The sequence below is a fragment of the Dietzia sp. genome, assembly GCF_036741115.1.
GTDB lineage: Bacteria > Actinomycetota > Actinomycetes > Mycobacteriales > Mycobacteriaceae > Dietzia.
This window is the reverse complement of sequence record NZ_DAINST010000001.1, coordinates 19,873-36,942: the sequence shown is the minus strand read 5'-3', so window position 1 is coordinate 36,942 and position 17,070 is coordinate 19,873. Positions and strand designations below refer to the sequence as shown.

The following is a 17,070-nucleotide window of genomic DNA, read 5'->3' as shown; positions in this document are numbered from 1 at the left end:
TCGAACCTGTGTGCCGAGATTCGGTGGGCCGCGCCGGGCTGCGCGCGCGGCCACGGTCGGGCACGATCGAGGGTGCGCGGTCGCATGTGTGGAGCCCGCGCACGGCATCGATGAGTGACTTGGGAGGTCGCCGTGGGACTTCCGCGCGAGGAATCGGAAAACGACGCTTGGAAACGGATGCTCGGCGGCCGGTGGTATCACCCCGTCTCCCCCGAGCTCGTCGCCGCGCGCGGACGGGCGGCAGAGGCGCTCGCTCGCGTAGAGGCGTGCGGCACCGCGGGACGGGAGCATGAGCGAGACGCAGCACTGCGCGAACTCCTCGGCTCCCTCGGCGAGGGCGCACAGATCTCCGCCGGCCTCCGCGTCGACTACGGGTGCAACATCCACGTGGGCCGGGACGTGTTCGTCAACTACGAGCTCGTTGCCCTCGACTGCGCGGAGATCCACATCGGAGATGGGGTACTCATCGGCCCGCGCTGCCAGCTCCTCACCCCGATCCACCCGATGGACGACGTAACGAGCCGCCGTGCCGGCTTCGAGCGGGCGCTGCCGATCGTGCTCGAGGAGAACGTGTGGCTCGGCGGCGGGGTCGTGGTCAATCCCGGCGTCCGGATCGGCGCGGGCTCGGTGATCGGCTCGGGTTCCGTGGTGACCCGCGACGTCCCCGCAGGGGTGTTCGCCGCGGGCGTTCCGGCCCGGGTGGTTCGACCTCTTTCCGAGGATGTGCTCGATCCTTCGGAGCTGCCCGGCGAGCGGTAGAAGGCGAGCCGATATGGAACCTGAATACGCGAAGCTCACGTTTCGCCCGTGGCGGGCGACTGCACGACGTACGGGGATTTCGGGCGTTTCGGGTGTCTCGGGCGTTTCGGGTGATTCGGGCGTTTCGGGTGATTCGAGTGATTCGAGTGATTCGGGCGCCATGCCCCGGGCTCGCCCCGACCCGGCACGGCGCGCTCGGCGGTCCACAGCGGCGGCCCGAGCCTCCGCAGCGGACCCAGAATGTCCGGGAGGTCCCGTAGCGTGTGCCGCAGATCGAACGGGGGGTGTGGAGATGGATGAGAGGGAAAGGTGTGTGAGGACGGTGGACTCGAGCTCGGTGGTGGAGATGGAGGTGGACGCCGGGTGTGGTGATCGCCGCGGTTCGCCGGGCACCGATCGGCGCCACGCCTTCGTTCCGTCCCCGCTCGGGGACCTGCTCGTTGCCGCGGAAGGTCCCGCTCTGTGCGGGCTGTTCTTCTCGCCTCACAAATACGCCCCGGACATCGGCGAGCTCGGCCCGCAGGTCTCCGCTCCCTCGGACCCCGTATTCGCCGCGGCGGCGGCCGAGCTCGGCGAGTACTTCGCGAGCCGGCTCACGGAGTTCACGGTCCCCGTCGCCGCGCGCGGAGACGCGTTCTCCGAATCGGTGTGGCGCATCCTCACCGAGATCCCGTGCGGCGCGACCCGGAGCTATGGGGACATCGCGGAACAGCTCGGGAACCGGAGCCTCGCCCAGCGGGTCGGCCAATGCGTCGGGCACAACCCCGTGTCCATCGTCATCCCGTGTCACCGCGTCGTCGGCTCCGGCGGGGAGCTCACGGGATACGCCGGCGGACTCGAGCGCAAGCGCCGGCTCCTCGCCATCGAAGAGCCACCGGCGGAGGTCGCCGGCAGGCTCTTCTAGGAGGCGCAGTGTCGAATTCCAGGCCTCCCACCGGGCCATCGCCCCGCACCGGGGAACTCTTCGGGCGCGAGGCCGTCCCTCGGGCGCGCCGCGAGATCGCCCCCGGCGCCCACTGGATCCCCGACTTCCTCCCGCTCACCGAGCAGGAGCGAATCGTCCGGGAATGCAGGGAGCTCGGCCGCGGCCCGGTCCCGTATCACTCGGCGCAAATCGGCAGCGGCAGGATGAGCGTCTCGTCGCTCTCCCTAGGCTGGCATTGGTACCCGTACGGCTACAGCCGCATCGCGGGAAACGTCAACGGCCGGCGCGTTCTCCCCGTTCCCGAGTGGCTCCTCGAGATCGGCAGGCGCGCGGTCGCCGCGGCCTCGGGCGACCCGGCCGCGGGGCGCCGCCATGCGCCCGACGCCGCGCTGGTCAACTTCTATTCGCCCACGGCCACGATGGGAATGCACCAGGACGGCGAGGAGAAGTCCTCCGCCCCCATCGTCTCGCTCTCGATCGGCGATACCTGCACCTTCCGCTTCGGCACCCCGGAATCGCGGGGCCGCCCCTACACCGATATCGCGCTCGCCTCCGGGGACCTCGTGGTCTTCGGCGGCTCCTCGCGCCGCGCCTTCCACGGGGTGCCGAAGATCCATGCAGGCACCGCGCCCGAGGGCTGCGGCCTCGCGGAGGGCCGCCTCAACATCACCCTCCGGGTTACGGGCATGCAGGACTGAGCCGCCCCGAGGGCATCAACCAAGACCACCGCCTCCGCCATCTGTCCCGGTGCCGCACCGAATTTCTCGAATAGCGAACGATCACAGAACAATAGAGCGCTACAGCGAACACGAGGACGACCATGGCTGCCGAAGACCCCACCGACACCGCGACCGCTACCGCTACCGACTCCGGCGACGCCGCTCCACTCGTCACCGGCGAGGATGGGCTCCGCCGGCCGACCTGGGCCGAATCCAGCGCGCTCATGCGCGAGTACTACGACACCGAATGGGGCCTACCGGTCCGCGACGAGCAGGGCATCTACGAACGAATCACCCTCGAGGGCTTCCAGTCCGGGCTGTCCTGGGCGACGATCCTCCGCAAGCGTCCGGCCTTCCGCGCAGCGTTCGCGGACTTCGATCCCGAGACGGTCGCCGCGTTCACTGAAGCCGATGTCGAACGGCTCATGGGCGACGCGGGGATCGTCCGGAACCGCGCGAAAATCAACGCCGCCATCCGCGGCGCGAAGGCGACGCTCGACCTGCGCGCCGAGGGTGGACTCGCCGAGTTCGTGTGGTCCTTCCAGCCCGCGGAGACGCCCCGCCCACTCACGTTCGAGGACGTTCCCACTACATCTCCGGAGTCCGAGGAGCTCGCCAAGGCTTTGCGGGCCAGGGGTTTCCGCTTCGTCGGCCCGACCACGATGTTCGCGCTGATGGAAGCCATCGGGATCGTCGATACGCACCTCGTGGGTTCGCACCGCCGCGGCAGTTCGGGGGTGTGGCCGGAGTCGGCGTAGCTGCTCTCAGCACAGCGACGGGAAATGCGGGAGGACGTGCTCGGCGAGTTCGGCGAGCACCTCGTCCGCGGGGCGCGAGGAGGGCTTGAGCCCGAGGATCACGTGCCCGACCCCGATGCTCTGGAGCGTGCCGAGCAACTCGATCAACCGGTTCCGGCCGAGGCGCCAGCCGAAGCGCATGGGTACCGGCGGGGCGTCGGGATCGGCGAGGAGGTCGAGCGGCAGGGATTGCGCGAAGGGTTTTTCGCCGGCCTCCGGAGCGTGCTCTCGGACAGCCTCCCGCCACAGCTCGATTTTGAATCGCTGCTCGCGCAGCCCGCGCGGGTACGTGAGCCAGCCGTGGGCGTTCTTCGCGATCCACGAGAAATCTTGCTGGCTCGTGCCCGTCACGAGCAGCGGGATCTCGGCTGCGAGCGGCTTGGGAACCACGTCTCCGCCCATCAGGGCGCCGCCGGGCCAGCGCGTTGGGCGGAAACTCGTGGCGTGGGCGTGCCGCATGACGCGCACGTGTTCCCGGAAGATCGCGCCCCGGTCCTCGGTCTGCTGGCCGAAGCCGGCGAATTCTCGCGGCCGGTCGCCGGAGGCGACACCCATGACGAAGCGACCGCCGCTGAGGCGATCGATGCTCGCGGCCGATTTCGCGAGGAGAAGGGGGTTCTGGAACGGGACCACGAGGGAGCCGGTCCCCAGGGCGATGTTCCTTGTCTGCCCTGCGATGTAGCCCAGGTACGTCCACGGGTCGTAGACCTGCCCGACGTCACCGAAGTCTGGGTCGCGGAGAGGGATGTCGCGCACGAAGAGCGAGCCGAAGCCACCGTCCTCTGCCGCGCGGGCCAGCTCGACTTGGCCGGTCATGCTCGGGGTGTCTCCGCTATACGCCTCGATGGGAAAGAACAGCCCGAGCGTGAGGCGTCCGGGCGCGAAGATCCGCCGCCACCCGGGCAGATCCGAGTGGCGGCGGCCCGATGGCTCGAAAAGCGAATCGCTGGTGTGGATTTCAGGGTCCGACATGGGGCTGGCGACCGGTTAGACCAGCGGGACCCCGTTGCTGTCGTACCCGTAGGAGCCTGAGCGGCAGAGGATGAGGATGAACTCGATGAACGCCCAGATCCAGACCGCGAGCAAGAGGAGGAACCCGACTCCGATGATGGTGGTTACGAAGCCGAGAATCGTGATGATGAGCTGCGCGACGCCCTTGCCCGTGTAGCCGAGGTAGAAATTGTGGACGCCGAGGCCTCCGAGGAAGAAGGCGAGGAGGGCCGCACCGGCGTAGGACTTCGGCTGGTAGCCCATGGGCGCGTAACCGTAGGCCGGGACTAGCGGCGCGCCAGGACCCGGATACTGGCCCATCGGCGCCGCGCCTGGGGCGAAGCCCGGCTGGAAGCCCTGGGAGTAACCAGGCTGCTGGAAACCCGGCTGGAAGCCCGATTGGTAGCCGAGTCCGGGTTCGACGAAGGGGGCATCCTGCCCGACTCCGGGAGGCACGGGATTCCCGTATCCGCTGCCCGAGGCGTAGCGGTTGTCGTAACCGGGATCCGCGCCCACGCCGGAGTCGGGGAACTCGTAGGGTGCCGGGCCCGAGGGGAACGCGCCGGAATCGGTCGACCCGGTGGAAGCAGATCCGCTCGAGTCGGAGCCGTACGCCCCCGAGTATGCGGAATCGGCGGCGCTCGAACCGCCGTACTGGCTGTAGCTGCTGCGGAAGCCGTCCCCGCTGCCGCCGAAACCGGCGTCGCCGTTGTTCTCCCCAGGCGTTGTCATGAGCCCCTCCTTCTGTGTGTATCCGCTGTCGGCGTGCTGCATTCGTATGCGAACGGCGATCGTCGAGCTCGTCCTTGCGACCCTATGAGAGCAACGCTCCTCGGAGATCGTCGACGGCCGATTTGTTCCGCAAATCGTGTGCTCGCGTCGCGCTGTCTGTGTTGACCTGCGCTCAACGTTAGCCGCCGGCGAGCGACCGCGAATCGGGGCCAACCCTGATTTCCTGCCATTCCCTACCCCGAGGCCGTGGGGATTCCGTGGCCCGGTTGCATAGCCGCGGCTCCCTAGCAATCCGAGGATCGTGATTGCGACCGAGAAGCACAGGAGTAGGCCGGTGGCATCGCAGAACGTGGAGATGAACGGCGTGGAGAAAACGGCCGGGTCGACCTTGCACGCTTGGGCCACGAGCGGAATGAGGCCACCCATCGTCGCGGCGATCGGACAATTGGCAATAATCGTGATCCCGATGACCAGCCTGATATCGACGCCGTAGACGAGTGAAGCGACGCAGAACGCGATGATCCCGAGGGCGAGTCCGAGGGCGATGCCCGTGCGGAACTCCTTGAATGCGACCTCGGCGAAGTCCCTCTTTCGGACGTTTCCGAGGGACAGGGCCCTCGTGACCGTCGTCGCCGCCCGAGAACCCGTGTTCCCCCCGATTCCCGTGAGCAGAGGGATGAAGAGCGCGAGGGCAACGACTTGATCCAGTGTCGACTCGAAGATCTCCAGCACCTCGACAGTGAGGACCGCCGAAATGGCGAGGGCGAGGAGCCATACGACGCGGGCACGGGCGATGCGGAAGACCGGCGTCAACAAGTAGGGGCGACGGAGGGGTTCGGAACCGCCCGCTCTGGCGGAATCCTCGTCCATCGCGCTTGTCGAGACCCGCAGCATCGCCGATGGGAAAAACGCCGACGAGTCGCTTCTCCGTGTCGACGACGGGGAACAGGAGATCGCCGGAGTCGAGGACGCGGCGGGCGACCTGCTCGGCGGGTCACGGCATCCACGGCCTCCCAGGACAGGTCGGTGTCGTCGAAGTAGAAGACGTCGAAGTCCTTGATCCCATACCCCGGAGCATGCCCCTCGACGGCGTTCCACACGTTCTGGACGACGGAGCCTGCAGTGATCCACCATTCCGAGAGCCCGAGGTGAGGCATTCGGTCGAGGATCGCAGCGCAGACGGGATCAGCGGCAGCGGCCGCAATGGTACCGACCTCCAGGGACGACGCGGGTTGGTTCACCCCGCCCTTCATGGTTCATCGACCCCCACCGCGTCGGCGACGCCACGAGCGCAACCCCAGCCTCCCCGCGGCAGTTGAGTGCGTTCGCACCCTCCCAATCGCGCGGAATCAGGATCGAAGCGCTTGCACCAAAGATGCGAATTCCTCCTCGTCCGCGAGGGCGTCCAGGGCATGATTGAGGGACTCCTGGTTGGACGGCCGAGCTCGTTCGAGCAGGGCGCGCCCCTTGTCGGTCACCTCGGTGTAGATCCCGCGGCGGTCGGTGGGGCAGATGTAGCGCGTGAGAAGGCCGCGCTCCTCCAGGCGTGAGACCAGCCGGGTGGTGGCGCTCTGGCTCAGGGCGACGGAGCGGGCCAGCTCCTGCATCTTCAGATGGCCGCCCTCACCATCGTGCTGGCGTTCGAGCACCTCCAGCAGCGAGAATTCGCGCACGCTGATTCCGTGGCGTGGTTGCAGCACCTTCTCCACGTCACTGGCGATGCGGTCGTGGAGCAGTTGCAAGGCGCACCAGCGCTGGGCCAGCGAGGTCTCGCCGTTCACCACCTCGCTCATGCGAACCGCGCCCCACCGTCGACGTGGACGGTCTCGCCGGTGACGAAACCAGCACCCAGCAGCCAGACCACCGCTTCGGTGATGTCGTCGGATTCGCCGTGGCGCCCCACCAGAGTGCCGGCGGCGGCGCCCGCGAGGAAGCCCTGTTTGTCATCCATCTGGTCCCAGCTGCCGGAGTCGATGATGCCCGGCGACACCGCGTTGACGCGGATCGGCGCCATCTCGCGGGCCAGGTGAGAGGCAGCGAAGGAGACTGCCCCGTTGGTGATGCCCATCACCGCGTATCCCGGTGTCGGGGTCCAGGCGGCAACACCCGAGATCAGGACGAGCGAACCGGTGGGCGGAAGCACCGTGGCGGCGTGCTTGGCGAGCAGCAGCGGCCCGGTCACTTTTGCGGCGACGGCTCCGGCGAGCCCCTCCGCGGTGAACTCCGTGACGGGGACGTTGTGGTGAGCCGAAGCGAGCACCACGATGTGATCGATGTCGCCCACCTGGGCCAAGGCCCGGGTGATGGACGTCTCGTCGGTCACGTCGACCTGCACTGCCTCGGCGCCGGGGATGGTGGCGGCGGCCTCTCGGGCATGTTCGATCGAGCGTGCTCCGACCAGGGCGGTGGCCCCGGCGTCGCTGACGCGACGGGCGATAGCCAAACCGAGGTCACGTGCGCCTCCGACGATCAGCACACGCTGGCCGGTGAGTCGTGCGGTGTCCATGTCTCCATTCCTCCTGTGTTCCATCGGCGATGGGGACTTCGCCCCAGATGCCACCAGCCTAGCCCTCGAATGCTGGCGCGTGAAGTGTCGCATCAAAACAGACGGCGTTTGCAATGGATTTGTCATCGGCCTATCGTCAACTGCATGCGCCGATATAACGCGTCTGCAATCAAATCCTCTGATCGCTTCACGCTGTGGGCACTCGCCTTGGTGTCTTCGGTGTGGGCGTGACCGAGTTCGTCCCCGTCGGGCTGTTGCCGCAGGTGGCGGCGAACTTCGCGGTCTCAATTCCCGGGGCGGGCTGGGTGGTGTCGTCCTATGCCGCGGGCGTGCTGGTCGGCGCGCCACTGATGACGATGGCCACCGTTCGCATGTCGCGCAACCGTAGTCTCGCACTGCTCATGGCGATCTTCACGATTGGCAATGTGGTCGCGGCCCTCGCCCCCAGCTTCGCCACGCTGCTTGTCGGGCGCGTGATCACCTCGTTCACGCACGGATCCTTCTTCGGGATCGGCTCGGTGGTCGCCGCCGAGCTGGCGGGGCCGAAGGGGCGGAGCAAGGCCGTCGCGTTCATGTTCAGCGGGCTTGCCGTCTCGAACCTGGTGGGTGTTCCGTTGGGGACGTGGCTGGGTTCTGCCGCCGGTTGGCGCGCCACATTTGCCGCCATCGCCGTGCTAGGGGTCGTGACCGTCGCCGCAATCACTTGGCTCGTCCCGCACCTACCGGCCCCGCAGGGCGTGCGCCTGGGCACCGAGTTCAAGGCCCTCGGCAATGTCCAGGTGGTGCTTGCCCTGGCCATGACGCTGCTCGGTTTCGGTGGCGTCTTCGCCGCCCTCACCTACCTGGCACCGATCATGACTCAGGTGGCCGGCTTCGGGGAGTCCGCCATGACCCCCATCCTCGTGGTGCTCGGTCTGGGCATGTTCATCGGCAACTGGCTGGGCGGCAAGATGGCCGACCGAGCACTGATGCCCACCGTGATCGCCAGTCTCGCGGCGCTGGTCGTCGCCTTGGCGGCGTTCGTTGTGACCGCCCACGTTCCGGTGCTGGCCGTGGTCACCGTGTTCTTCCTCGGCCTGCTCGGCATGGCCACCATCCCGCCCCTGCAGACCGTCGTGCTCCAGCGCGCTTCACACGCCCCGACCCTCGCCTCCGCGGTGAACATCGGCGCCTTCAACTTCGGCAACGCCGTGGCGGCCTGGCTCGCCGGTGGCGCGATCGCCCATGGTCTCGGCCTCACCTCCGCCAGTTGGGTCGGCGCCCTGATGAGCCTGGGCGGACTGGTCCTCGCGATCATCTCCGTGGCCATTGCCCGCCAACAAGCCGCCACATCCACCACCAGCATGACTGCCGCCGGCGATCGTGACCTTGCGCTGGCTGACTGAGCTGCATCCCCTCCTCGTACCCATCCCATCTCCACTCAGGAGAACCCCATGTACCGCCTCACCGCCACGACCCTCCGATGCTTCGTGCTCTCCTACATGAGCACCCGGCAGGCGCTGTACATGCAGCGACAGGCCATCGTCCTCGACGAGAGGGACTACCGCGGAGCCCCCCGCGGCCGCGTCACGACGGACCGCGCCGGCCAGCTCGGCCTCACCCGCGGCGTGACCCACCGGAACACACCCGAGCCCTGATCCAAACAACACCTGGTGGCCGCCCTACGGCGGCCACCAAGTATTGAAGCGGACCCAATGCGACGAGCGTTCGGATCAACTACCAGACACACGAGCCCGGGTGGGTCTGTCCGGAACTTTATGTAAATGACTCCTGCTGGACAGCCCGTGTTAGCGGGCAGGAAGGAGGCTGCGAGCCATGGGCGCGCAGCGTATACAGCGTAGGACGGTCGAGCCTGGCCAGGAGGTGTTTGAGGCCGCGTCTTCGGCGGTCGTGCCCGCGGGTGCAGGTGCGGATCACGCACATGCAACGCATGGTCGAGTCCCGGCTGCGTGCCGTGCTCGAGGCGTATCACCCGGCGCCGCTGCACCTGTTCTCCTCGTTGGACCGCGACATCACCCTCGCGTTCCTACGTGACTACCCGAATCCCGACGCCGCGCGACGGGTCGGTCTCGAGCGGATGGCCAGGTTCTGCCGCCGGCACGGCTACTCCGGACGTACCGATCCCGCGGTCCTGGTGGAACGGCTTCGCCCGCACCTGCTGAACGCTTCCTCGGGCACGAAGGCTGGCCAGCAAGTCGCAACGCTGGCGATGGCCGACCTGCTCAACCGGCAGCTGCGCAGCTACGACGCGCTGATCACCGACGCCGTGTCCGCGCACCCGGACGGGGCCCTGTTCCTCAGCTTCCCCGGCATCGGGCCTGTCATCGCCGCCACCTTCATCGCCGAGATGGGAGACGATCGTGCCCGGTACCCAACGCAGCCGCGCTGCTCGCCGATACCGGCCTCGCGCCCGTGACCCGCGCGTCCGGGCGCACCCACCAAGTGCGGTGCCGGTACGCCGCGAACAAGCGGATGCGCCACGCGATCGACTTCTGGATGACCGTAGCAGCCCGTGAGTACGACTGGTCGAAGACCATCTACGAGAGCGCCCGCGCCCGTAACCAGGGCCGCTTCCGCGCCTATCGCGGTCTCGGCGCCCGATGGACCCGGATGCTGTGGCGCGCCTGGGCCGACCACCAGCTCTACGACCCAGCCCGAGGCCACAAGACCCTCGCCGCCTGACCCGCCCCGGTCCTGACGACCCGGCCCACCCCCTCTCAGCCCGGCAAGCCAGTCACCACCACCGGGCTGCACAAGATCCTGACCAACCCCTACTACCAGGGCACCGTCACCTTCCGCGGCGTGACCTACGACGGCACCCTCGAGCCCGTCGTCGACGCGGAGACCTGGCTGCGCGTCCAAACCAACCTCGACGCCAACAACGCCCGCGGCGAACGACCACAGAAGTACGACCATTACCTCAAAGGCACCCTCTACTGCGCCTGCGGAGCCAAGCTCATGATCGAACGCCCCGCGACAAGACCGGGGACCGCTACGAGTACTTCACCTGCTCCGGACGACGCCGCAAGACCACCAACTGCACTCGCTCCGCGATCCTCGCCGAACGCGCCGAAGGCGAGATCGAACGCACCTACCAGCGCAACTCCCTGAGCCCTACCCAGGCTGAGCACGTCCGTAAGGTCCTCAACGACGTGTTCGACCAGCTCGAAGGATCCAGCGAGGACGAACGCAAGCTCCTGACCGCCCAGCGCGACAAGCTCGAAGCCGAACGACGCATCCTCAACCGCGCCCTGTTCACCCTCATCACCATCGACGACGAAGAAAACGCCACCTACACACCCGACAAGACCACCGCCAGCATCATCGCCCACACCAACATCGACGCCTCGGCGCAAGTCACCGCAGAAACAAAACTGCCCCACCATCAGGCGGGGCAAGTTTCGATTTTCTCTACTTACGTGGAGCTAAGGGGAATCGAACCCCTGACCTTCTCGATGCGAACGAGACGCGCTACCAACTGCGCTATAGCCCCTGACCGCTGCTCGGACTCCGAACCGATTTCTCGGCTCACTTTCCGGAGCAGCGTGGTCAATACTAACAGCCCGGCTTTGGGGCGGGAAATCCGCCCCGACCCGCCGGGTCTGCGCAGCTAGACCGCTCGGCGGGCCGGCTGCCGCGCGGAGCGGGCGCTGCGGGAATCGGACCGCTCGGCCGCCTCCGCACCGGCGCGTGCGCGATCGGCGCGCGCCACGGTCTGCGCGGACTCGAGGTGATCGAAGACCGGGTCCTCGTCGTCGACCTCGAGGACGACCGAACCCGGGCGGCGCAGCCGCTGGGGAACCACGGACAGCTCGACGTCATGCCGCGATTCGACCCCGAGCCGGGCGCGACGCAGGCGCTCGGTACGGCGCGCGCGGAGGCGCTGCTCGGCTTTGACCTGCTTGCGCAGCGACCAGAGGTAAGCCGCCATCACCACGGCGCCGAGGGCGGCGACCGACCACAGGTGCGGGGTCACGGACATCGCGAGAACGGCGAAGAGGATCACGAACGCGAGCAGGCCGATGGTCGTGCGCTGACGGCGGACCGCACGGCGCGCGGCCGCCTCGGAATCGGCGCGCGGGTCGTAGACGCCGCGGCCCCGGCGGCGCTCGACGAAGTCGTAGTCGGCGTCGTCGAGCTCGGCGGGACGCTCGGCCTCGCGGGCGGCGAGACGGGCGGCGTGCGCGGCCTCGGCGCGCTCGCGGAGGCTGGGGCCGTGGTCCTCGCGGGCCTCGGCGACCTCGTCCTCTTCTGCGAACTCGAATACCTCGCCGTCGACCACGTACGTCGACTCGGCGGCACGGGTCTCGGCCGCGGCCTCGATGCGGGCTTTCTCCGACTCGAGCTCGGCGGCGCGGCGGGCCTCGGCCGCAGCCTCGCGCTCGGCGGCGGCAACTGCGGCGCTCTCCGCTGCCACCTCGGCGGCGGAAGGCGCAAAGGCCGCCGTCACCTCGAAGCGGGAGGACTTGGCGGGAGTGGCCGCGGCGGCAGTCTCGGCCGGCGTGGACTCGACGGCCGCGGTCCGCTCGGCACCGCGCTCGGCCGTCGCCGAAGCCGCGACCTCCTCGGCAGCGGGAGCGGACTCCTCGCTCCCGGTGCGGACGCGGGCGGGCCGCACTGCGTCGCGGTTCGCGATCGCGCTGCGGAGGCGCTTGCTGCGGGTCTCGGCGAGGTGGCGGGCGCGGTCCTCGTCGAGGCGGGCGAGCCACGAATCGGCCTCGACGAGCTCGGCGTCCGTGGAACCGACGCCCGAGGGAAGCCCGAAGAGCTCGACGTCCTCGGGCTCGTCCTCCGCGGCGGCCGACACCCGGCCCCGGCGCGGCTGCAGCTTGCGGCCGCCCCCGGCATGGAGCGTGCGGGTCTGCGCCAGTCCGTCACCCGTGCGGCGGATCGGCCGGCGTGCGCGGATCGCCATCGGCGCAAGCACGAACAGCCAGACCGCGCCCAACACGACGATCAGCAGCGAGCTCGACATGAATAGCCTTCCCTCGAGGTCTTACGGGGCTTCCCCAGTGTGTCCATCCGCGTGGTCCCCAATGGGCCGTCTATCGCGGGTGGCCGGAAGGGAAGCGGTGAGGCATACGCTATGAGTTCGCACGCCGCCGTTACCGCAGGCACGCCGCCGGAGACTCAAGGATTATGCTGCTGAGTTTTTCCCTAACGCGCAGAGGCGCCGTGCCGCGACGTCTAAGCGCGCATTGATCGGTCTGCGCCGAGCGCGCCGTGCAGCATGCATCCCCCGACGTTCGGCCCCGGAGACTCAGCCCCGATCGCTCCGCCCGGGCACTCATCCCTCGACCCGGCGCACCCGTCCCGACAGCTCGAGATCCTTGGCCGCGGGCAGCATCCGCTCGGTGAGCAGCGCCGCGTACAGCAGATGATCGCGCCGCGCCCCGCCGATGCGCAGGTGGTTCCGCAGCCTCCCTTCCTCGAGGAAGCCGAGCCGCTCGAGCACGGCGATCGACGCGGCATTGTCCGGCTTGACCGTCGCTTCGACCCGCTCGATGCCCAGCGCACCGAAGGCGACGTCCAGGACCATCGCGACGGCGGCCGTCCCGATCCCCCGACCCGCGTACTCCTCGCCGATCCAGTACCCGAGCCAGCCCGACTGGTTCGCGCCGCGCACGATCCCGCCGATCGATACCTCGCCGGCAAAGCGCCCGTTCACGTCGACGGCGAGCACGAGCATCCGCCCGGATTTCGCCCCCTGCCGCTGCGCCCGCAGCGCGCCCTTGAGCCGCCGCGGCGCGTACACCTTCTCCCACGGTTCCTCGAGCTGCGGCTCCCACCGCTCGAGGTGCCCGCGGCCCACCGATCGAAGCCGAGCCCACTCGGCGACGTCCCCTCGCCGGGCCGGTCGCAGGCGCACGAGCTCCTCCCCCACCTGCAGCGCGGTGGGAGGCAGGGCCTCGAACGCCTTCCTGACGTCGGTCGTGCGGATATCGGCCATGCCCGCGACGCTAGCCCCTCTGGGCCAGGAACATGACGTCGACTTCGTCGCCCGCCCGGACATGTGTCGTCTCCGGCGGGATGGAGACCAGGCAGTTGGCCTCGGAGAGAGCGGCCAAGAGGTGCGTAGACGCGCCGTCGGCGCCGCCGAACGCGCGCACGAGGTAGCGGCCGGTCTCGTCGTCGCGCATCAGCTGACCGCGCAGATAGCCGTGGCGCCCCTCAATCGAGGTGATCGGCGCGACGCTTCGCGCGCGGACGATGCGGCGCGCGGACTGCCTCTTGCCCAGCGAGATGCGGACGAGCGGGCGCACCATGACCTCGAAGACGACGAGCGCGCTCGCCGGGTTCGAGGGAAGCAGGAACGTAGGCACCTCGTCGCGGCCTAGCCGGCCGAAGCCCTGCACGGAGCCCGGGTGCATCGCGGCGCGGAAGAGGTCGAGGTTGCCGAATTCGCGCATCACCTGCCGGGCGCGGCTCGTCGCCTCGCCGCCGACGGCGCCGGAGATCACCACGAGCTCGGAGCGGATCAGCTGATCGGCGAGGACCTCGCGGAATCGGGAGGGCTCGGTGGAGACGATGCCCACCCGGTGGACGTCGGCGCCCGCGTCCCCGGCCGCGGCGGCCAGCGCGTAGCTCGACACGTCGTAGACCTGCCCGGGCGCGGGCATCCTGTCGATGTCGACGAGCTCGTCGCCGATCGAGAGGATCGCGACGCGCGGCTTCGGGTGGACGAGAACCCGCGAGCGTCCGACCGAGGCGAGGAGGCCGACCTGCGGGGCGCCGATCACGGTGCCCTGGCGGACGGCGACGTCGCCGGGCTGGACGTCGTCGCCCACGCGGCGCACGAATTGCCCTGAAAGCACGCGGCGGCGCGCCTCGATCTCGAGCCCGCGGCTGCCCTGCCGCTCCCCCGCCCAGTTGAGCGGAAGAACGGCATCGGCGACCGTCGGGAGCGGCGCTCCGGTGTCGACGCGGACGCACTGCAGGGCGCTCATCGTCGCGGCGGCGGCCGACCCCGCTGTGGTCTGGCCGACCACCGAGAGCACACGGCGCGGTTCCTCCACCGCCGGGGCCTCGTTCCCGGCTTCGCGCTCGTCGAATTCCGCGTCGTCGAGTTCGTCGGCCGACTCGGGGCCGAATTCCCCGGCCTCCCGGATTCCGGGTCCCTCTGCATCGTCATCGAGCTCCGCCGCGAAGCCAACGCGACCGTCCGTCGGGTCCGCGGCGGCGGGGGCGATGGGAGCTCCGGCGTCGTTTGCTGCCCGACCCGAACGCGGAGGGGCGAGGTCCACGGAGCGAACCGCGTATCCGTCGATCGCGGCCTGGTCGAACGAGGGCAGAGGGCGCTCGGCGACGACCTCTTCGGCGCACAGCAGCCCGAGCGCGTCGAAGATGCCGACGCGCACGGGGCGGGGGCTCATCGCGGAGGCGGTGATCTCCGCAAGCTGATCGGCGACCGAGCGCATGTATTCCATCCTCGTCTCGGGGTCGGGTCTTGGGCGGTTGGTGCAGGTTGACGGCAGAGGCCGCGCCTCCCTAATCCTGCAGCCGCTCACCGAGCCATTCCCGCAGGTCCGCACCGTAGGCATCGGAACGGAGCGCGAAGTCGACGCAGGCCTTGATATAGCCGCCGGGGTTGCCGAGGTCGTGGCGCGGGCCATCGTGAACGACCACGTGCACTGGGTGCCCCTGCTCGATGAGCAGCGCGATGGCGTCGGTGACCTGGTACTCACCGCCGGCGCCGGGGCCGATTTCGCGCAGCGCATCGAAGATCGCGCGGTCCAGAAGGTAACGGCCTGCGGCGGCTAGGTTCGAGGGCGCGTCTTCGACGGCGGGCTTCTCCACCATCCCGGTCACCTTTTTGACGTCAGAGTCATCGGTGTCCTCGGTGGCGAACACGCCGTACGAGGAGACCTGGTCCTCGGGCACCTCGAACGCGCAGAGCACCGTGCCGCCGTGCTGGCGGCGCACCTCGGACATGCGCTCGAGCACGCCCATGGGAAGGACGAGGTCGTCCGGGAGAAGCACTGCGACAGCTTCCTCGGAGTCATCGAGGATCTGTTCGACGAGCCCGATCGCGTGCCCCAGGCCCAGCGGACGCTCCTGGCGCACGGACTCGACCTCGATGAGCCCGGGGGCACGCTTGACCTTGTGTAGCAGCACATCCTTGCCGCGCCTCTCGAGCGTGCCCTCAAGGGTGGGATCCTCGGAAAAGTGCGCCATGACCCCGACCTTGCGCTCGGAGGTGACGATGGCGAGGCGGCCCGCACCCGCAGCGGCGGCCTCCTCCGCGATGAGCTCGATGCCCGGCGTGTCGACGACCGGCAGCAGCTCCTTCGGCACCGTTTTCGTAGCCGGGAGGAAACGCGTCCCGAGGCCGGCGGCCGGCACGACCGCAGTGGCGAACTGGGCATTTCCATTGGGGGATCCCGCAAAAGTCATGCCGACAGCATAGCTATGGACGACGCGCCGGAACCGAGGCGCGCGGCGCGCCACGCCGCCACACCGAGTGTTCACCGGTGTGTTTACCGCGGTCCCCCAAAGGCCTACTGTGAGAGGATGCTCGACACCCCCACCACCCCGGCCAACGCGAAACGCGAGGTCCGCGCCTCGGTCCGCGCCCGGCGCGAGAGTGTCCACGAGGATCTGCGGCTCACCAACGACGCCGAGATCAGCCGCGTCCTCCTCTCCTACATCGCCACACTCCGCCCCGCAGCCACCATCTGCGCGTTCGTCCCCTCGCTCGGCGAGGCCGGCGGCCCTGACCTGCCCTCGGCACTCCACCACGCCGGCGTCCGCGTGCTCCTTCCCGTGACCGGCGAGCCCGGCCCACTCGACTGGGCCGAGTTCGATTCCGCTACTGACCTCTCCCCCGGGCGCTTCGGGATCCCCGAGCCACAGGGCCCTGCGCTGGGCGCGGGCGTGATTGCCGAGGCCGACGCCGTTCTCGTCCCGGCCGTGGCAGTCGACCTCCACGGCCGGCGCCTCGGCCGCGGCGGCGGCTACTACGACCAGACACTCGGCGGCGTGCGCCCCGGCGCCGAGCTCGTATGCGTGCTCGATGCCGGGGACGTGCTCCCCTCGGTGCCGGTCGAGCCGCACGATCTCCGTGTCGACGCCGTGATCACCGAAGAAGGCCTCCATCGATTTCCTCGCTAGCGACGGGAGGGAATAAAATTCTCGGCGGTCGCGCCTCGTCGGGCGCCTGCACCTAGAAGGGGAAAGAACGACATGCCGATGTACTCCTATAAATGCCGTGACTGTGGCGAGGCGTTCGATATCCGGCAGGAGTTCTCCGACCCCTCACTCACCGAATGCCCCAATTGCGGCGGCACGCTACGCAAGCTGTTCAACTCGGTGGGGATCACGTTCAAGGGCTCCGGTTTCTACCGAAACGACAGCCGCTCCGAAGGCCGCTCGACCGGTTCTGACGGCGCAGGTTCCACTTCCTCCTCGACGTCCGAGCCCTCGTCCTCTTCTTCCTCCTCGAACTCGGGGTCGGGGTCGGGCTCTGCGGGTTCGTCGTCGGCTTCGTCTACGTCGTCGTCGACGTCCGGCTCCTCTTCTTCGTCCTAGCCCACGCCCCGAGTCCGGTTCCACAGGGGTTAGCGGCGTCCACAGCGGTTGCTGTTTCGGTCGCTTCCCCCGACCTCGGGGTGTCGGGCGGCCATAGGGTCCGTGGCGTCAGGT

At 68.9% G+C, this 17,070-nt stretch carries 17 protein-coding genes, 1 tRNA gene and 4 pseudogenes; 10 read left to right on the top strand and 12 right to left on the bottom strand.

The window, feature by feature from the left end:
* The first annotated feature begins 114 nt into the window (after positions 1-114).
* The 4 genes from V7E05_RS00220 to V7E05_RS00205 all read left to right on the top strand — a co-directional run bounded on the left by V7E05_RS00220 (position 115) and on the right by V7E05_RS00205 (position 3,161).
* Positions 115-759 carry a sugar O-acetyltransferase gene (locus V7E05_RS00220; protein WP_333617665.1) on the top strand — a complete coding sequence of 215 codons (645 nt, stop codon included), beginning with the start codon at positions 115-117 and terminating at the stop codon, positions 757-759.
* 313 nt (positions 760-1,072) lie between these two features.
* On the top strand, positions 1,073-1,663 hold the full coding sequence (locus V7E05_RS00215; protein ID WP_333617664.1) for a methylated-DNA--[protein]-cysteine S-methyltransferase: 591 nt from the start codon (positions 1,073-1,075) through the stop codon (positions 1,661-1,663).
* 95 nt (positions 1,664-1,758) lie between these two features.
* Positions 1,759-2,382 carry an alpha-ketoglutarate-dependent dioxygenase AlkB family protein gene (locus V7E05_RS00210; protein WP_333617704.1) on the top strand — a complete coding sequence of 208 codons (624 nt, stop codon included), beginning with the start codon at positions 1,759-1,761 and terminating at the stop codon, positions 2,380-2,382.
* Between the two features lie 122 nt (positions 2,383-2,504).
* Positions 2,505-3,161, top strand: a complete 657-nt coding sequence (locus V7E05_RS00205) for a DNA-3-methyladenine glycosylase I (RefSeq protein ID WP_333617663.1) — start codon at positions 2,505-2,507, stop codon at positions 3,159-3,161.
* Between the two features lie 6 nt (positions 3,162-3,167).
* Here V7E05_RS00205 and V7E05_RS00200 read toward each other — a convergent pair whose 3' ends face one another.
* The 6 genes and pseudogenes from V7E05_RS00200 to V7E05_RS00175 form a co-directional block, all read right to left on the bottom strand.
* Positions 3,168-4,172, bottom strand: a complete 1,005-nt coding sequence (locus tag V7E05_RS00200) for an LLM class oxidoreductase (protein WP_333617662.1) — start codon at positions 4,170-4,172, stop codon at positions 3,168-3,170.
* A 15-nt stretch (positions 4,173-4,187) separates the two neighbouring features.
* Entirely contained in the window at positions 4,188-4,454 is a 267-nt protein-coding gene (locus V7E05_RS00195) for a TM2 domain-containing protein (RefSeq protein WP_333617703.1), read from the bottom strand.
* 756 nt (positions 4,455-5,210) lie between these two features.
* Positions 5,211-5,913 (bottom strand): annotated as a pseudogene (locus tag V7E05_RS00190) (magnesium transporter); the annotation flags it as partial.
* Positions 5,914-5,965: 52 nt separating this feature from the next.
* Positions 5,966-6,079: pseudogene (locus V7E05_RS00185) on the bottom strand (nucleotidyltransferase family protein); the annotation flags it as partial.
* Between the two features lie 192 nt (positions 6,080-6,271).
* The gene (locus V7E05_RS00180) at positions 6,272-6,715 is read right to left on the bottom strand and encodes a MarR family winged helix-turn-helix transcriptional regulator (protein ID WP_333617661.1); all 444 of its coding nucleotides are present in this window, start codon (positions 6,713-6,715) and stop codon (positions 6,272-6,274) included.
* On the bottom strand, positions 6,712-7,428 hold the full coding sequence (locus tag V7E05_RS00175) for an SDR family oxidoreductase (RefSeq protein WP_333617660.1): 717 nt from the start codon (positions 7,426-7,428) through the stop codon (positions 6,712-6,714). Before V7E05_RS00175 ends, V7E05_RS00180 begins: the two co-directional genes overlap by 4 nt.
* Positions 7,429-7,655: 227 nt before the next feature.
* On the opposite strand from V7E05_RS00175, the gene V7E05_RS00170 reads away from it, so the two are divergent.
* The 4 genes and pseudogenes from V7E05_RS00170 to V7E05_RS14240 form a co-directional block, all read left to right on the top strand.
* Positions 7,656-8,813 (top strand): MFS transporter, encoded by a 1,158-nt coding sequence (locus V7E05_RS00170; protein ID WP_333617659.1) that lies wholly within the window; start codon positions 7,656-7,658, stop codon positions 8,811-8,813.
* Between the two features lie 48 nt (positions 8,814-8,861).
* The gene (locus tag V7E05_RS00165; RefSeq protein WP_333617658.1) at positions 8,862-9,065 is read left to right on the top strand and encodes a hypothetical protein; all 204 of its coding nucleotides are present in this window, start codon (positions 8,862-8,864) and stop codon (positions 9,063-9,065) included.
* Positions 9,066-9,349: 284 nt separating this feature from the next.
* Positions 9,350-10,110, top strand: a pseudogene (locus V7E05_RS00160) (transposase).
* Between the two features lie 12 nt (positions 10,111-10,122).
* Positions 10,123-10,293: pseudogene (locus V7E05_RS14240) on the top strand (recombinase family protein); the annotation flags it as partial.
* Positions 10,294-10,361: 68 nt separating this feature from the next.
* Here V7E05_RS14240 and V7E05_RS00150 read toward each other — a convergent pair.
* From V7E05_RS00150 to V7E05_RS00125, 6 genes are all read right to left on the bottom strand, one after another.
* Positions 10,362-10,760 (bottom strand): hypothetical protein, encoded by a 399-nt coding sequence (locus tag V7E05_RS00150; protein ID WP_333617655.1) that lies wholly within the window; start codon positions 10,758-10,760, stop codon positions 10,362-10,364.
* An 88-nt stretch (positions 10,761-10,848) separates the two neighbouring features.
* Positions 10,849-10,921 (bottom strand) — tRNA-Ala (locus tag V7E05_RS00145).
* Positions 10,922-11,038: 117 nt separating this feature from the next.
* The gene (gene sepX / locus V7E05_RS00140; RefSeq protein WP_333617654.1) at positions 11,039-12,403 is read right to left on the bottom strand and encodes a divisome protein SepX/GlpR; all 1,365 of its coding nucleotides are present in this window, start codon (positions 12,401-12,403) and stop codon (positions 11,039-11,041) included.
* A 312-nt stretch (positions 12,404-12,715) separates the two neighbouring features.
* Complete coding sequence (locus tag V7E05_RS00135; protein WP_333617653.1) at positions 12,716-13,378, bottom strand: GNAT family N-acetyltransferase; 663 nt, start codon at positions 13,376-13,378, stop codon at positions 12,716-12,718.
* 10 nt (positions 13,379-13,388) lie between these two features.
* Positions 13,389-14,846: a molybdotransferase-like divisome protein Glp gene (gene glp, locus V7E05_RS00130; RefSeq protein ID WP_333617652.1), complete on the bottom strand. Its 1,458-nt coding sequence runs from the start codon at positions 14,844-14,846 to the stop codon at positions 13,389-13,391.
* 70 nt (positions 14,847-14,916) lie between these two features.
* Positions 14,917-15,822 carry a UTP--glucose-1-phosphate uridylyltransferase gene (locus V7E05_RS00125; protein WP_333617651.1) on the bottom strand — a complete coding sequence of 302 codons (906 nt, stop codon included), beginning with the start codon at positions 15,820-15,822 and terminating at the stop codon, positions 14,917-14,919.
* 117 nt (positions 15,823-15,939) lie between these two features.
* Between V7E05_RS00125 and V7E05_RS00120 the strand changes: the two genes are divergently transcribed.
* Positions 15,940-16,539, top strand: a complete 600-nt coding sequence (locus V7E05_RS00120) for a 5-formyltetrahydrofolate cyclo-ligase (protein ID WP_333617650.1) — start codon at positions 15,940-15,942, stop codon at positions 16,537-16,539.
* Positions 16,540-16,611: 72 nt separating this feature from the next.
* Positions 16,612-16,956 carry an FmdB family zinc ribbon protein gene (locus tag V7E05_RS00115; RefSeq protein ID WP_333617649.1) on the top strand — a complete coding sequence of 115 codons (345 nt, stop codon included), beginning with the start codon at positions 16,612-16,614 and terminating at the stop codon, positions 16,954-16,956.
* The last annotated feature ends 114 nt before the right edge of the window (positions 16,957-17,070 follow it).

Coding starts and splice junctions, on each gene's coding strand:
- V7E05_RS00120 (WP_333617650.1), top strand. CDS start 15,940: ATGCTCGACACCCCCACCACCCCGGCCAACGCGAAACGCGAGGTCCGC.
- V7E05_RS00205 (WP_333617663.1), top strand. CDS start 2,505: ATGGCTGCCGAAGACCCCACCGACACCGCGACCGCTACCGCTACCGAC.
- V7E05_RS00165 (WP_333617658.1), top strand. CDS start 8,862: ATGTACCGCCTCACCGCCACGACCCTCCGATGCTTCGTGCTCTCCTAC.
- sepX (WP_333617654.1), bottom strand. CDS start 12,403: ATGTCGAGCTCGCTGCTGATCGTCGTGTTGGGCGCGGTCTGGCTGTTC.
- V7E05_RS00115 (WP_333617649.1), top strand. CDS start 16,612: ATGCCGATGTACTCCTATAAATGCCGTGACTGTGGCGAGGCGTTCGAT.
- V7E05_RS00180 (WP_333617661.1), bottom strand. CDS start 6,715: ATGAGCGAGGTGGTGAACGGCGAGACCTCGCTGGCCCAGCGCTGGTGC.
- glp (WP_333617652.1), bottom strand. CDS start 14,846: ATGCGCTCGGTCGCCGATCAGCTTGCGGAGATCACCGCCTCCGCGATG.
- V7E05_RS00135 (WP_333617653.1), bottom strand. CDS start 13,378: ATGGCCGATATCCGCACGACCGACGTCAGGAAGGCGTTCGAGGCCCTG.
- V7E05_RS00175 (WP_333617660.1), bottom strand. CDS start 7,428: ATGGACACCGCACGACTCACCGGCCAGCGTGTGCTGATCGTCGGAGGC.
- V7E05_RS00200 (WP_333617662.1), bottom strand. CDS start 4,172: ATGTCGGACCCTGAAATCCACACCAGCGATTCGCTTTTCGAGCCATCG.
- V7E05_RS00195 (WP_333617703.1), bottom strand. CDS start 4,454: ATGGGCTACCAGCCGAAGTCCTACGCCGGTGCGGCCCTCCTCGCCTTC.
- V7E05_RS00125 (WP_333617651.1), bottom strand. CDS start 15,822: ATGACTTTTGCGGGATCCCCCAATGGAAATGCCCAGTTCGCCACTGCG.